This window comes from Corynebacterium lubricantis DSM 45231 (genome assembly GCF_000379425.1).
GTDB lineage: Bacteria > Actinomycetota > Actinomycetes > Mycobacteriales > Mycobacteriaceae > Corynebacterium > Corynebacterium lubricantis.
The window spans coordinates 1-14657 of the sequence record NZ_KB902204.1; the positions used below are offsets into that span (position 1 = coordinate 1).

Sequence of the window (14657 nt, forward strand, 5' to 3'; positions counted from 1 at the left end):
CGGCGTCGTTGTCGGTGACGGTCAGGAGGCTCTGGTGGCGTAAGGAATCCTGTTCCGTCAGCGGTCAGTTCATCGCTGAGTCAACCGCTGGCGGATACACCACTCAAAAGGACTTGACCGTAGAAACCAAGGCAGACGAGCCATTGCTGATGTACTTCACTTCGGGAACCACCTCGCGGGCAAAGCTCGTGGTCCACACTCATACCTCTTACCCAGTCGGTCACCTCACCACGCTTTACTGGATCGGTCTCAACAGCGATGACGTGCACCTCAATGTGGCGGCTCCCGGCTGGGCGAAACACGCGTGGTCGAATTTCTTCGCCCCATGGATCGCCGGTGCAACAATCTTCGTTTACAACTACTCGCGTTTCGTCGCCTCGGATCTCATGGATGCCATGGACCGCGAAGGCGTGACCAGCTTCTGCGCTCCCCCTACGGTCTGGCGGATGCTTGTCCGCGCCGACTTAGACCATTTAAAAACCCCACCAACGAAGATCTTGTCGGCCGGAGAACCACTCAACCCCGAGATGATCTCGCTCGTCGAGAAGCACTGGCATACGACGGTGCGCGACGGTTACGGACAGACTGAGCTCACCCTAGCGATTGCCAACACGCCGGGACAAAAGGTGAAACCCGGCGCTGTGGGCCGATCCCTGCCTGGACAAAACATCGTGCTGCTCGACCCCATCACCGAGCTGCCCGCCAATGAAGGAGAAATCTGCCTCAAGCTGGACAATGACCCCGTCGGCCTGACACCCGGGTACTACAACGAACCGGAGAAGAACGCAGAGACCTTCCGCGAGGGCTACTACCACACCGGCGATATCGCCTCCGTCGACGAAGACGGATACTACACCTACATCGGGCGTAACGACGATGTGTTCAAGGCCTCTGACTACCGTCTCTCTCCTTTCGAGTTGGAGTCCGCTGTGATTGAGCACCCACAAGTTGCCGAAGTTGCGGTAGTCCCATCGCCTGACCCAGTTCGCCTCGCTGTTCCGAAGGCCTATGTCGCACTCGTTGCAGGTACCGAACCTTCCGCTGAGGTGGCTGAGTCCATCCTGCGCCACTGCCGTAATGCGCTGGCGCCGTACAAGCGCATTCGTCGCTTAGAGTTCTTCGAACTACCCAAGACGATCTCCGGAAAGATCCGCCGGGTGGATCTGCGTAAGCGCGAACAGGAAATCCACGCCGCCGACGAGGGCGCAACCAAGGTCGGCGCGGAGTACGCCGACTCCGATTTCCCAGCGCTCAAAGACTAGACCGCAAAGGAGAATGAGCCAGTGAGCGAAGCATCAGAACACTCACCACAGTATGCAACCATGCTTCAGGGCCGAACGGTTGTCACCATCGCGCCGAACCTGCCAGGTCCTGCTGCTGCCCGCAACCTCTTGCGCATGGGAGCACAGGTGATCAAGGTAGAATCGCCTGCCGGTGATCCAATGGAGCTCTACAACAAGGAGTACTACGACTGGCTCAATGCAGGCCAGAGCATCATCACTCTTGACCTGCGTGCCGACCTCAGCACTCTGCATGCACTATTAGAGCGCGCAGATCTATTGATCACCTCTTCGCGGTTGGATTCGCTCGAGCGACTGGGTTTAAGCTTCGAAGAAATCCACGCGAGGTACCCGAAATTAGGCTATATCGCCGTCGTTGGCCACATTGGTGATCAGGCCAGTACTCCCGGCCACGACCTCACCTACCAAGCCGAGGCTGGTGCGCTGCACCCTCCCCACTATCCAAAGCAAGCGGTGGCTGACCTCGCCGGTTCAGAGCGTGCCACCACCTCCGCTCTGGCAGCCTTGATGATCGCCGATGCCACTGGCGAAGGCACCTTCCACGAAGTCTCGCTCGCCGGAATGGCCGCGTACTTCTCCTCCCCAAGTGATTTTGGGCTCTCTAGCCCAGGTTCTCTCTTATCCGGCGGACTGGCTGGCTATGGGTTCTACAAGTCGTCGGATGATCAGTGGCTGGCACTCGGGGCGCTGGAGCCGAAGTTCCTGACAGTAGTGTGCGAGGAGGCAGGCATCGATCCCTCCGCCTCGCAGGACGATCAACGCACTGCTTTCACCACGTTGTTTGCCCAGCGCACCGCCTCCGAGTGGGAAAGCTGGGCCACCCAGCAGTCAATTCCTCTGGTGGCGGTCAAGGACTAAACTGTCCCCATGCCCAACGACCGCTTCCTCAGCCGCGAATCTCTGAGCGCGGTTGTCGCGTTGCTGCGCGTAGCGTCCCAGCTCCGCAATGGCCTTGACGGCGCGCTCGCGCCGCTCGGCATTACTTTTGCCCGCTACGAGGTACTCGCCCTGTTGATGTTTTCGCGCTCCGGCGAATTGCCAATGCATAAGATCAGCGAACAGTTGGATGTGCATCCGACTAGCGTGACTTCTACCGTTTCCAGGCTCGCAGCCGATGGACTGGTGCAGCGCAACTCCGATCCCAGCGACGGTCGCGGCAGCCTGATTTCCTTGACTGACGGCGGGATGATCCTCGTATCTTCAGCCTCCGAAGCGCTCGAGTCATACCTTTCCACCATCGGGCTCACCGATGCCGAACGCCGGCAGATCATCTCGATCTACCGGCGTGTGAGTTAGTGCGGCGTTAGCGCCCGGTGAAGTTCGCGTCGCGCTTCTCGACGAAGGCCGCCATCCCTTCAGTCTGATCCTCAGAAGCGAAAGCGGTGTAGAACACCCGCTTTTCAAACTTGAGCCCCTGATCCAAGGTGGTTTCGAATGCGGCGTTGACAGTTTCCTTGACCATTGCAGAGGCTACGCGCGACTTAGTCGCAATAGCCTCAGATACCTTTTCCGTTTCGTTCAGGAGGTCGGCTGCGGGTACGACGCGAGCAACAAGACCTGCTTGTTCAGCTTCCTCCGCCCCCATGTTTCGCCCGGTCAAACACATTTCCATCGCCTTGGCCTTGCCAATGGCACGGGTCAGTCGCTGGGAACCTCCCATGCCTGGAAGCACTCCCAGGTTGATCTCCGGTTGGCCGAACTTGGCATTGTCTCCAGCGATAATGAAATCGCACATCATGGCCAACTCGCAGCCACCGCCGAGGGCATAGCCGGAGACCGCCGCGATCACTGGGATCCGGATGTCTTTGAGCTTGTCCCACTCGCCGAACCAATCGGCGTTGTACATTTCGATCGCGGACTTCTCCGACATTTCCTTAATATCGGCTCCGGCCGCAAACGCCTTCTCAGATCCGGTGATGACGATGCACCCGATGTCTGTGTCTGCGTCAAAGCTCTGTGCTGCTGCGACCACTTCGTGCATTGTCTCTGCGTTGAGCGCGTTAAGTGCCTTCGGGCGGTTTAACGTAATCCAGCCGACGCGGCCTTTGATGTCGGTCACAATGTTGTTTGCCATGAGTTCTCCTTGAGTGCGATAAAGATGAGTTATTTTGGGTTATGCCTCGAGCAGGAGTGCTTCGCCCTGCCCGCCTCCACCGCAGAGGCTGACGACTGCCTTGCCCCCGCCACGGCGGTTCAGAAGGTGAGCGGCGTGGACGACAAGTCGCGCCCCCGATGCGCCGATCGGGTGTCCAAGGGAACACGCCCCTCCCGCGTCGTTGATCTTCTCAACGTCAATGCCCAGCTCACGCGCGGAAAATACTGACACGTTGGCGAAGGCTTCGTTGATCTCAACCACATCGAGGTCATCCGCAGTCCAACCTTGGCGCTGCAATGCTTGGTCGATCGCGTGCGCTGGCTGGGATTGGAGTGATGCATCTGGTCCTGCTACCTGACCCACGGCACGCAGCGAAGCCAAGATCTCCAGGTTGTTTGCCGCGGCAAAGCCGCGAGTTGTCAACACTGTCGCGGCGGCGCCGTCGGAAATTTGGGCTGAGTTACCTGCGCTGATGGTTCCGTCCGGAGTGAATGCGGGCCTTAATCCGGCCAACGTCTCCGTGGTTGTCTCGGGGCGCACGCCTTCGTCGCGATCCACGACTATCTGCTTCCCTTTGCGCCCAGTGACCGTCACTGGAGCGAGCTCGGCGGAAAACTCCCCTGCTTCGTGGGCTCGCGTGGCTCGTTGATGTGATGTGGCGGCGAAAGCGTCTTGGTCCTCTCGCGAGACCGGGTAAATCTCGCGGTATTTCTCCGACAAAGCGCCCATCGAAATTGCGGCGTCGGCGTCTCGCAGGCCGTCGAAATCCATGTGATCCTGTATCGCCTCGGGCCCGTAACGGAATCCTGAGCGCGCACCGGGGAGCAGGTGCGGTGCCAGCGACATATTTTCCATTCCCCCGGCGACAACAACGGTCGCTTCACCTGAGCGAATCAACCGCGCTGCGTCGATGATGGCAGTCAATCCCGACAGGCAGACCTTATTCACGGTGGTCGTATGGGCATTGCGGGAAATTCCTGCCGTTAATGCGGCTTGCTTCGCTGGGTTTTGCCCTACCCCGGCTTGCAGGACTTGGCCCAAGATCACAGCGTCGACGTCGTCCCCGCTAATTGAGCCCAGCGCCTGCCGGATGGCTACGGCCGCCAACTCGGTCGCGGGCGTGGTGGAAAGTGCGCCGAGCATCTTCCCAAAGGGGGTGCGTGCGGCACCAACGATGACAATGTCTTCGGGTGCAGCAGTGCTATCAATGCTGGAATTGGAGCGAGGGGAACTCATTGGGACCTCTGGTTTCATTTGTGTACGTTTGTTTCCACAATCGTACCCATATGGCCTGCGTCACTTCAGGTAGTGAATGCTGTTCACCCCTAGGCAACTACTCCTCAAACAGCCCCTCAGGCGGTGTGACCGTGAGCTCCCCCGCCTCAAGGTCGACCTCGGGAACGATGTCGTAGACAAACGGGACCAAGACTTCTCGGCCACCGAAATCCACTTCGAGGATTTGTCGACCAGGCGTATGCATCACGCCGGTCACCTCACCAATATCCGCGCCATCACGAATCACGCGCAAACCAATCAGTTCGTGATCGTAAAACGCATCCTCATCGTCCGCAGACTTCAATGGATCCGCGAAGAAGATCGTGCCGCGCAGCGTCTCTGAGACATTCCTATCCGGAACCTCCCGAAACTTAATCAACAAGCGACCCTTGTGCGGCCTGACCGTTTCAACAGTGAGCGTGCGCTCCTTGCCTGCCTGCTTCCCCTTCAACACTTCATCCACCGCGAAGCGAATCTCGGGTTCATCAGTGGTCGCATCCACAACGACCTCACCGCGAATACCGTGGGACTTAATCACGCGTCCGATCTGCAATTCCATGCGGATTACACTACCGCAGGGCGAAAATGCACCCTTTAATAAAGTCACCTTCGCGTAATGTTTCCTTGTATGGATAACCTGCCCGTGAACACTCCGGAATCGTTCGGCGATGCCGCCTCAGGAGACTCCGCCACCGACATGACGGTGTTTTCGCTTCTCGACGACGCGCCAGCCCTCAACCCCGCCCGGCCACGACCAGCGGTACAACGTCTCCTACAGGGCGACGGCGCCAACCTCATCGTGTTTCACTTCGCACCGGGCCAGGACCTTCCGGACCATAAAGCAGCCCACCCGATCACCGTGCAGTGTGTCTCGGGCTCTCTCGAGTTCGAGTGCGGTGGCACGCGGAAGGTGATGCAACCGGGTCAGGTCTTCCATCTGCGCGCCTACGTTCCTCACGCCGTCTATTGTCCTGCCGACGCACCAGCAGAAGGCAGCATCCTGCTTCTGACAATGTTGACGGGCGAGCGACACCAATAGGAACAAAAGAAAACGCCCGTACATTGGACATGATCCAATGTACGGGCGTTAAAGTACGCAGTAATTACTCTGCGGACTCCTCCTCTGCAGGAGCCTCTTCTTCGGAAGCCTCTGCAGCAGCAGCCTCGGCTTCAGCCTTTGCAGCAGCTTCTGCCTCAGCAGCAGCCTTTGCTTCAGCCTCTTCCTTAGCCTTCTTGCGCTTTTCGGTGATTGCCTCAGCGGATGGGCCGTTGTTAGCCTCTTCGAGAGCCTGGTTGAACAGGTCCAGCTTGGATGGCTTCTCTTCGCGGGTCTTCAGGGTGCCTTCTGCACCGTCGAGGCCCTTGTGCTTCTGCCAGTCACCGGTGACCTTCAGCAGAGCTGCAACAGGCTCGGTTGGCTGTGCGCCAACGCCCAGCCAGTACTGTGCGCGCTCGGAATCGATCTGGATGAGCGATGGCTCTTCCTTTGGGTGGTAAATGCCGATGTTCTCGATGACGCGTCCATCGCGGCGGGTGCGTGCGTCAGCGACGACAACGCGGTACTGTGCGTTACGGATCTTGCCCAAACGCTGCAGCTTAATCTTTACAGCCATAGTTGTTTCCTTTTCGGTCACTGGGCAGTTCAGTCACTCGTCGCTTTTCGACGAGCCGGTTCAGCCCTTGGATTAGTCTGCGTGTGACACGACCGGCCGAGCGTACTCGGGCACGGCGCTGACGCAGCTATGAACTTTGGGTCCTGCACCTGCCTGAGCACAAGGCTTGGCTGATACACAACTTGAATAACCTTACCGGCTCGCCCCTTAAGAAACCAAACCATGAATGATTTCGTATTAAGGGCTAAAGTCTACGTGTCAACCACTTTGTCGCGATTGTGAGTAGTGCACGTGTCTTCAATTTCGGCGGACAGTCAGCGCTCGTCCACCTACCGCTTTGACCTCGATGGATTGCGTGGTTATGCCATTGCCCTCGTGGTCATTTTCCATGTTTTCGTCGGACGAGTCTCCGGCGGCGTTGATGTCTTCTTATTGCTGTCCGGTTTCTTCTTTCTAGGCTCGCAACTGCGCTACGCCACTCGTCGCGACGCGATCTTGAACCCGTGGTGGCCGATCTGGCGTACCGCCAGGCGCCTCCTCCCGGCACTGAGCGTGGTCCTACTTGCCACGTTGATCGCGGTGCTCACCCTCGCGCCGGAGTTATTCACCCCGGAACTCGCCTCCCAATTCACGGCCTCGGTGCTGTACTTCCTCAACTGGGAGCTCATCTCGCAGGACGCCGCCTACGCCGCGGCAAGTGTGGATACGTCTCCACTGCAGCACCTCTGGTCGATGAGCGTGCAGGGACAGTTCTACCTGGCAGCGATTGTCTTCGCCATCGTTGTGGGGTTGATCGCCAATCGTCGACACGTGCCACAAGAGGTCACGCGCCGCAACGTCACCATCATTTTGGTCATTGTCACCATTGCTTCCTTCCTCTGGGCATCGCGCTTCGGATGGACGGGCACGCCAGCGAATTACTACTCCACGTTCTCGCGCATGTGGGAGCTCACCCTGGGCGCGGTGTTAGCCATCGTGGCGCACAGAATTACGGTGTCGCCACGCATTGCGCCATTCACTGCAGGCCTCGGTGTCGTACTGATTACGATCACCGGTTTTGTCATCCCAACGTCATTGGCCTACCCCGGTCCGTTGGCGCTGTTGCCCATCTCCGGGGCCGTGCTGGTCATTATCAGCGCAGGCGACCACAAGGTCTCGCACATACTGTCCTCTCGCCCTGCGCGCTGGCTTGGCGACATCGCCTATTCCCTGTACTTGTGGCACTGGCCGCTGCTGATCATCACCACCGTCGTGGCCGGCTACGACACGCCTCCATGGTGGTTGGGAATTTTGGTCATTGTGGCTTCCTTGTTGCTTGCGCATCTCACGCACAAATGGATCGAAACTCCTCTGCGCCAACACGCGAAACGCCCGACGCAACGCGATACCCCGCTCGCTAGTGCCCGTGACTCACTCAAGACGGTCGCCGGGAAGTCCCGTGCCTTCGGCGGAGTCCTGGTTACCGCGGTGCTGATTTTCCTCGGCTCGATACAACCGATCTGGAATAGTGCGACGCAGTATGCATCTGTGGACTTGAACGCCGGCCCCTACCCGGGTGTCCTCGCCCAGTACGGTGCGGAAGTGCCTGAGGCCGAGGCCCGCCCCGACCCCACGTTGATCTCCGGCATCTATCCTCCCACCGGTTTGGAAGGGTGCATGATCGGCTACCAAGACCCCGTCGACGAGTTTGTCGACGACGACTGTGTCTACGGCGATAAATCTGCCTCCACCACCGTGGTCATGGTCGGCGGATCACACACCGAACCCTATGTCCTTCCGCTCGATGAGCTCGGAAAAGAACAGGGTTTCAAGGTCATTCCACTGATGCGTCAAATCTGCCCGATGGTGCTTCACGACGACACCGACGAGTTCGACCCGGAATGCCGTGAGTGGAGCGAAAACGCGTTTGAGCGCCTCGTGGAGATGGACCCCGATCTCGTTTTCTCCACCACGACCCGTCCCGATGATTCTCGTCCCTATGCGCAAGACGGCGTCCCAGTTGGCTACGCCGGTTTCTGGCGCGAGCTTGATGCACACGGCATTCCTTTCATGGGTCTGCGCGATAACCCCTGGGCGCTCAACGCTGAAGCAGCACCCTATAACCCGTCGAAGTGCATGGTAGAGACGAACGGTGATTTCGAGGCGTGCTCGTCGGCACGCGAAATGGTCTATGCCCCTGAAGACCCTGCCGCTGAATTCCTGGATCCACTGCCGCTTTCGTGGAGCGTCGACACGGCTGACTGGTTCTGCAATGAAGAATCGTGTCCGCCGGTCATCGGCAACATCTACGTCTACAGAGACCAAAACCACATCTCAAACGCTTTCGCGGAATCAGCGAAGCCGCTGTTGTGGGATACTATGCAAACTATCTTTGACCGCACCTCCATCAGTGAAAGTTAAATGTAGAATCCGTGCCCACTGTAAAAACCGCTAGCACTGCCCCGACCAAGGGCCCGGCTAAAACGACCCACCGTACCGACCTTGACGGTTTGCGTGGCATTGCTATCGCATTGGTTGTTGTCTTCCACATTTTCGTGGGTCGCGTTTCCGGTGGCGTGGATGTTTTCTTGATGCTCTCAGGCTATTTCTTCTTGGGATCTCAGCTGCGTTATGGTTTGCGCCCCAATCCAAGCCTGAACCCGTGGTGGCCGATTTGGCGCACGATTCGTCGATTAGTTCCCGCTCTTGCCGTCACTTTGGGCACAACGTGGCTGCTCATGGGCATCTTTACCCCCCAGTTGATCGGGCAGGAAACGATCAGGCAGCTCACCGCGGCGCTGACGTACACCATTAATATCGAGCTGCCGAAGCAGAGCGCTGATTATGCAGCCGCAAGCCCGGATACTTCCCCACTGCAGCACTTGTGGTCCATGAGTGTCCAGGGCCAGTTTTACCTCGTTGCAATTGCGCTTGGTTTGTTGGTGGCGTGGTTGGTGCGCAGTGGCCGCGCGGACACGCGGGTCCTGGAACGCACCATCGGTCCGATGGTGATCGTGGCAACGATTGCGTCTTTCGCGTGGGCAAGTCGTTTCGGGTTTATCGGTACGCCGGAGAACTACTACTCGTTCTTCTCTCGCGTATGGGAGCTGGGTCTTGGCGGAATTCTGGCCATCTATGGTCACCGCATCCGCATCCCTGAGCGGTTGCGCAGCGCGGCCACCTGGCTTGGCTTGCTCATGGTGTTCAGCACGGGTTTTGTTATCCCTAACTCGCTGATGTTCCCTGGACCCGCATCCTTGCTGCCAATCGGTGGCGCAGCGCTGGTGATTCTTGCCGGTGGTGGCGGGGCTTCGAAGTTGCTGTCGTCGGCACCTGCTCAATGGCTAGGTAAGACTGCATATTCCTTGTACCTCTGGCATTGGCCACTGCTCATCATCGCCACCGCGGCTTTGGAGCAGCCGAGCCCCGCCTGGTGGCTGGGCATCATTATCGTGGTTGTCTCTTTGGCTTTGGCCCAATTGACCTACGTTTATGTCGAAGAGCCGCTGCAGCAACATGCGAAGCGCCCCACGCGCGACGTCAATGCTGTGGCACGTGGACGGGAATCTCTGCAAACCATGGTCGGTCGTGCCCGCGCGGTGGGCGGACTGGTTATTGCGGCGATCATGATCGCTCTCATCACGGTGCAACCACGGTGGGAATCCCAAACCATGGAAATGGGCATGGAGTTCCTCGATCCGGCGCTGTATCCGGGATCGTCGGCACTGACCGGAGCCAACGTTCCGCCTAATATTGAAGCCGTCCCGACGCAGCAAATTGCGAGTGGCGATTACGCATGGCCCATTGGTGACCACTGCTTCTATCCCGAAGATTTGCCACTTGATGTTCTTATGAACGTGAAGAAGGACGGGGAAACCCCGTGTATCTACGGCGATGTCAACGCGGATAAGACTGTGTATATGGTCGGTGGCTCCCACGTCGAACAGTGGGTCTCGGCATTCGATCTGTTGGGCAAAGAGATGGGATTTAGGATCCTCGTGGATCTTCGTGCCTCCTGCCCGATCGTGCTCAATGACAATAGCGAGGTCAACGAGATCTGCGCCGAGTACAGCGAGATTGTCGTCGATCGCATTATCGACGAGGACCCAGAACTTGTCGTCTCTACGACCACGCGCCCGGAGCCTCGTAACTATGGTCGCGGACCGGACTCCGTTCCGCAGGGCTACATCAACTTCTGGACCGAGCTCGCCGAGCACGATATCCCATTCCTCGGGCTACGAGACAACCCTTGGGGTGTTGACCGCGAAGGCCAGCCACGAGACATGTCGGAGTGCTGGGTTCAATATGAGGACGCGATTGAATGTGGCACGTTGCGCCACGAGACCTACGCACCGGTCGATCCTTCTGCCGAGATTTTGGCAAGCCTGCCAAACATGACGGCCGTGGACACCGCGAATTTCTTCTGCGATGACACGTACTGCCCGGCGGTGATCGGAAATGTTGTGGTCTACCGCGACATCCACCACATCACCAATGCCTACGCGGTCTCTACCCTGCCGATGCTGCGCCCATACGTGGAACATTATTTCCCCACCCAGGAGGCGCCAGCACCTGGCCCAGAGCCAGCACCTGCACCCGTGCACGGCGAACCAGCCCCTGAGCCAGCCCCTGCACCAGAAGAAGTGCCTGCTGAGCCAGTTCCTGCCGAACCTGCACCACTGCCCCAGCAATAACGCGTTTTAGGCAGCAAAAGAGCCTGGTGCTTAAGCCTCCGAATTGTTCGGATTCTCAAGCACCAGGCTTTTTGATTACTGCGCTGAGCTTATTTGTTCTTGCCCATGCGCTTCATTGCTTCGTTGAAGTCGAGGTTATCTAGGTCGATTCCCTCCATGCCCTTCGGCACCTGGCCACCGCTTGGAAGGCCTGCCTGGCCACCCATTTGGTCCTGCATCTTCTGCATTTCGGCCATATTCGGCATGCCAGGCATTCCCTGCATGCCAGCGCCCGGACGTTTGTTCTTTACCGGTTTACGCTTACCGTTCTTGCCCTTGCGGCCCTTCGGCTTCTTCTTGGTAGCACTGCGCCCACCCATACCAGGCATGCCACCCATACCGAACTGGCCGGCCATCTTGCCCATCATCTTCTTCGCCTCGAAGAAGCGCTCGACAAGTTGGTTCACCTCGGAAACAGTGACACCGGAACCTGCGGCGATACGCTTTCGTCGTGAAGCGTTCAAAATCTTTGGATCCTGGCGCTCACCTGGAGTCATACCGCGAATGATGGCCTGGATACGGTCGATCGATTTCTCGTCGACCATGTCGGCCATCTCGTTCATTTCCTTGCCGCCCGGCATCATCTTGAGCAGATTGCCGATCGGACCCATGCGGCGGACCATGAGCAGCTGATCGAGGAAGTCCTCGAGGGTGAGTTCGCCGGAGCCAATCTTCTTGGCGGCGTCCTCAGCCTTTTGCTGGTCCATGACGGACTCAGCTTTTTCAATCATGGAGAGCACATCGCCCATGCCGAGGATGCGGCTGGCCATGCGGTCAGGGTGGAAAACGTCGAAGTCTTCGAGCTTCTCGCCGTTGGAGGCGAACATGATTGGCTTGCCGGTGACCTCACGAATGGACAGCGCCGCACCACCGCGGGCGTCGCCGTCGAGCTTGGTCAAAACGACGCCGGTGAAGTCGACGCCCTCGGCGAAGGCCTGCGCGGTGTTGACCGCATCCTGGCCAATCATCGCATCGATGACGAAGAGGACTTCATCTGGGTTGACGGCGTCACGGATGTTACGCGCCTGCGTCATCAGGGTCTCGTCGATGCCCAAGCGGCCCGCGGTATCGATGATGACCACGTCGTGCTGGGTGCGTTTGGCTTCCTCGATACCGGCCTTTGCTACCTCGACGGGGTCGCCGTGGGAGGTGCCCATCTCGTGGTCGTGAGAATCCACGGACGTGCCCGGGTCCGGCGCGAAAGTTTTCACACCTGCGCGCTCGCCGACGATCTGGAGCTGCTGAACCGCACCTGGGCGCTGGAGGTCACAGGCCACCAGCATCGGGGTGTGGCCTTCCTTGGACAGGTGCTTAGCAAGCTTGCCGGCGAGTGTGGTCTTACCAGCACCCTGCAGACCAGCCAGCATGATCACCGTCGGCGGGTTCTTGGCATAGTTCAACCGGCGGGTCTCGCCACCGAGGATATTTGTCAGTTCCTCGTTGACGATCTTGATGACCTGCTGTGCAGGGTTTAATGCCTCGGAGACGTCTGCGCCGTTGGCGCGTTCTTTCACGCGCTTGATGAATGCACGGACGACGGGTAGGGAAACGTCAGCCTCGAGCAATGCGAGTCGGATTTCCCGGGCGGTGGCATCAATGTCTGCCTCGGTGAGCTTGCCCTTGCCGCGCAGCCCGCTGAGGGTTGATTGTAGGCGGTCGGACAGTGACTCGAACACGTTTCCACACTCCCTTTTTTGCTAGTAATGAATGCTCCTAGCCTAGCGCGTGACCTATCCGCAGGTCACATTCTGCTCTGCTTAACGACGAAAACCTCTCCCCATCCCGCGTACTGCGGAAAAGGGAGAGGCTATCGGGCTTATTTGTGCGGGAGCTTCCTATAGGGCTTCGTTGTCTTGCTCGCCAGTGCGGACGCGAATGACGTGTTCGACATTTGTGACCCAGATCTTGCCATCACCGGTTTTTCCTGTGTGCGCTGCGGAAGTAATGGCGTTGACCGCTGCTTGAAGTTTGTCGTCCGAGATGACCACCTCGATTTTCACCTTGGGGACGAATTCTGTGGTGAATTCTGCCCCGCGGTAGACCTCTGTATGGCCTTGCTGCTGACCGAAACCTTGTACTTCGGTGACAGTCATTCCTTTGATGTCAGCTGCAGCGAGAGCATCGCGGACATCAGACAAGGTGAAGGGTTTAACCACTGCCGTAATCAATTTCATCTTCATCTACTCCTTGCTTGCATTAAACGGGACGGGAATTTCATTGCCCAGGCTGGTATGCGCTTGGGTCTGGGCTGTTAGCCCCGTAGGTCGCAGCTCGGTGCCGGAGATGTCATAGGCTGTCTCGCGGTGTTCCGCAAAGTCAATTCCATTGTATTCCGCTTCTTTGTCGATGCGCCAGCCGATTGTCGCCTTGATCGCCAGAGCAATGATCAGGGTAATTACCGCGGTAAAGGCCATGGCTACTACCGCGATGACAATCTGCACGATCAGTAGCATCCAGCCTTCGGTGCCACCTCCGGTAAAGATGCCACGGTCGGTTGCGACGAAGGCAACGCCGATCGTGCCCCACAGACCAGCTACCAGGTGAATACCGACAACGTCGAGGGAGTCGTCGTAACCAAAGCGGAACTTCAGGCCCACGCCGAGGCATGCGAGTACACCGCCGATGGCGCCAAGAATCAACGAGGTTACTGGGGTGAGGTCTCCGGCCGCGGGGGTGATGGTGACCAGACCGGCGACGATACCCGAGGCCGCGCCCAGGGTTGTTGCATGTCCGTCGCGGATCTTTTCCACGAGGAACCAGCCGAGCATCGCCGCGGCTGTAGCTGCGGTGGTATTCACCCACGCCAGGCCGGCGAGTCCGTCTGCTGCGAATGCAGAACCGCCGTTGAAGCCAAACCATCCGAACCATAGGAGTGCCGCGCCCAGCATGACTAATGGAAGGTTGTGTGGTTTGCCAATGTTTTGCGGGAAGCCCATCCGCTTGCCGACGACGAGCGCGAGGACCAGGGCTGCGGTACCGGCCGAGATGTGCACGACCGTGCCACCAGCAAAATCGATCGGCGCGATAAGTGCTTCACCGTTTTCGGTGCCAAACATCCAGGCGGAGAATCCATTTTCGGAGTGCGACAGCAGTCCCCCGCCCCACACCATGTGTGCCAGTGGGAAGTACGCAAAGGTGGCCCAGGCTCCGGCGAAGAGCATCCAGGCCGAGAACTTCACGCGGCCAGCGAGTGCACCGGAGATGATGGCCGTGGAAATGCAGGCGAAAGTGAGCTGGAAGCCAACATCGATGATGTTCGGGTAGCCGGCCGCGCCCTCAATGTAGTTGCCGTTGGCATCCACGATGGAGTCTTTGAGTCCAAAAAATTCGAAGGGATTCGCGAAAATGCCCCAGATTGATTGCGTGCCATAGGACATTGACCAGCCCCACAGCACGTAGATGACGGACACGATTCCCAAGACGCCGAAAGACATCATCATCATATTGAGAACGTTGCGGCGGGAGGACATTCCGCCGTAGAACAGGGCGAGGCCCGGTGTCATCAGCAAGACCAGTGATGCCGAGATCAGCATCCAGGCCGAGTTTCCTGATGCGGCCACGATTGCGTCGGTGGTCATGACGCTTCTCCTTGCGTAGTCGTAGGTACTGCATCGAAAGCATTTCTAACTGTCGGTCGATTGAATCTCGACTGCGCTTAACT

13 protein-coding genes are annotated in these 14657 nt (G+C 58.4%); 6 read left to right on the forward strand and 7 right to left on the reverse strand.

The genetic code is table 11. The features are described 5' to 3' along the window. The 3 genes from A37O_RS0108095 to A37O_RS15075 all read left to right on the forward strand — a co-directional run. Nucleotides 1–1262 (forward strand): AMP-binding protein (locus tag A37O_RS0108095; protein WP_018297001.1); only part of this gene is annotated, 1262 nt, incomplete at its 5' end. 21 nt (nucleotides 1263–1283) lie between these two features. After that, nucleotides 1284–2159 carry a CoA transferase gene (locus A37O_RS0108100; RefSeq protein WP_018297002.1) on the forward strand — a complete coding sequence of 292 codons (876 nt, stop codon included), beginning with the start codon at nucleotides 1284–1286 and terminating at the stop codon, nucleotides 2157–2159. A 9-nt stretch (nucleotides 2160–2168) separates the two neighbouring features. Next, nucleotides 2169–2597 carry a MarR family winged helix-turn-helix transcriptional regulator gene (locus A37O_RS15075; RefSeq protein WP_018297003.1) on the forward strand — a complete coding sequence of 143 codons (429 nt, stop codon included), beginning with the start codon at nucleotides 2169–2171 and terminating at the stop codon, nucleotides 2595–2597. Between the two features lie 7 nt (nucleotides 2598–2604). Here A37O_RS15075 and A37O_RS0108110 read toward each other — a convergent pair whose 3' ends face one another. From A37O_RS0108110 to rimM, 3 genes are all read right to left on the reverse strand, one after another. Beyond that, nucleotides 2605–3375, reverse strand: coding sequence for an enoyl-CoA hydratase (locus tag A37O_RS0108110; RefSeq protein WP_018297004.1), 771 nt, complete (start codon nucleotides 3373–3375; stop codon nucleotides 2605–2607). Between the two features lie 39 nt (nucleotides 3376–3414). After that, a complete protein-coding gene (locus A37O_RS0108115; RefSeq protein WP_018297005.1) occupies nucleotides 3415–4632 on the reverse strand; it encodes an acetyl-CoA C-acetyltransferase in 1218 nt (405 codons plus the stop codon). 97 nt (nucleotides 4633–4729) lie between these two features. Continuing rightward, nucleotides 4730–5230, reverse strand: a complete 501-nt coding sequence (rimM, locus tag A37O_RS0108120; protein WP_018297006.1) for a ribosome maturation factor RimM — start codon at nucleotides 5228–5230, stop codon at nucleotides 4730–4732. Between the two features lie 69 nt (nucleotides 5231–5299). Here rimM and A37O_RS0108125 point away from each other — a divergent pair, with 69 nt between their 5' ends. After that, nucleotides 5300–5710 carry a cupin domain-containing protein gene (locus A37O_RS0108125; protein ID WP_018297007.1) on the forward strand — a complete coding sequence of 137 codons (411 nt, stop codon included), beginning with the start codon at nucleotides 5300–5302 and terminating at the stop codon, nucleotides 5708–5710. A gap of 64 nt (nucleotides 5711–5774) precedes the next feature. On the opposite strand, the gene rpsP is transcribed toward A37O_RS0108125, so the two are convergent. Next, complete coding sequence (rpsP, locus tag A37O_RS0108130; protein WP_018297008.1) at nucleotides 5775–6284, reverse strand: 30S ribosomal protein S16; 510 nt, start codon at nucleotides 6282–6284, stop codon at nucleotides 5775–5777. Nucleotides 6285–6575: 291 nt separating this feature from the next. Here rpsP and A37O_RS0108135 point away from each other — a divergent pair, with 291 nt between their 5' ends. Together A37O_RS0108135 and A37O_RS0108140 are read left to right on the forward strand one after the other, a co-directional pair. Continuing rightward, complete coding sequence (locus A37O_RS0108135; protein WP_018297009.1) at nucleotides 6576–8684, forward strand: acyltransferase family protein; 2109 nt, start codon at nucleotides 6576–6578, stop codon at nucleotides 8682–8684. Between the two features lie 11 nt (nucleotides 8685–8695). Then, on the forward strand, nucleotides 8696–10957 hold the full coding sequence (locus A37O_RS0108140) for an acyltransferase family protein (RefSeq protein WP_018297010.1): 2262 nt from the start codon (nucleotides 8696–8698) through the stop codon (nucleotides 10955–10957). Nucleotides 10958–11046: 89 nt separating this feature from the next. Here A37O_RS0108140 and ffh read toward each other — a convergent pair whose 3' ends face one another. The 3 genes from ffh to A37O_RS0108155 form a co-directional block, all read right to left on the reverse strand. Beyond that, nucleotides 11047–12672 carry a signal recognition particle protein gene (gene ffh, locus A37O_RS0108145; RefSeq protein WP_018297011.1) on the reverse strand — a complete coding sequence of 542 codons (1626 nt, stop codon included), beginning with the start codon at nucleotides 12670–12672 and terminating at the stop codon, nucleotides 11047–11049. A 159-nt stretch (nucleotides 12673–12831) separates the two neighbouring features. Beyond that, a complete protein-coding gene (locus A37O_RS0108150) occupies nucleotides 12832–13170 on the reverse strand; it encodes a P-II family nitrogen regulator (protein WP_026196248.1) in 339 nt (112 codons plus the stop codon). Nucleotides 13171–13176: 6 nt separating this feature from the next. After that, a complete protein-coding gene (locus A37O_RS0108155; protein ID WP_018297013.1) occupies nucleotides 13177–14574 on the reverse strand; it encodes an ammonium transporter in 1398 nt (465 codons plus the stop codon). Between the last annotated feature and the right edge of the window lie 83 nt (nucleotides 14575–14657).

Excerpts from the sequence above, each read along its gene's own strand:
- A37O_RS0108125 (WP_018297007.1), top strand. The coding sequence starts at position 5,300 with ATGGATAACCTGCCCGTGAACACTCCGGAATCGTTCGGCGATGCCGCC.
- A37O_RS0108115 (WP_018297005.1), bottom strand. The coding sequence starts at position 4,632 with ATGAGTTCCCCTCGCTCCAATTCCAGCATTGATAGCACTGCTGCACCC.
- A37O_RS0108155 (WP_018297013.1), bottom strand. The coding sequence starts at position 14,574 with ATGACCACCGACGCAATCGTGGCCGCATCAGGAAACTCGGCCTGGATG.
- A37O_RS15075 (WP_018297003.1), top strand. The coding sequence starts at position 2,169 with ATGCCCAACGACCGCTTCCTCAGCCGCGAATCTCTGAGCGCGGTTGTC.
- A37O_RS0108110 (WP_018297004.1), bottom strand. The coding sequence starts at position 3,375 with ATGGCAAACAACATTGTGACCGACATCAAAGGCCGCGTCGGCTGGATT.
- A37O_RS0108150 (WP_026196248.1), bottom strand. The coding sequence starts at position 13,170 with ATGAAATTGATTACGGCAGTGGTTAAACCCTTCACCTTGTCTGATGTC.
- rimM (WP_018297006.1), bottom strand. The coding sequence starts at position 5,230 with ATGGAATTGCAGATCGGACGCGTGATTAAGTCCCACGGTATTCGCGGT.
- rpsP (WP_018297008.1), bottom strand. The coding sequence starts at position 6,284 with ATGGCTGTAAAGATTAAGCTGCAGCGTTTGGGCAAGATCCGTAACGCA.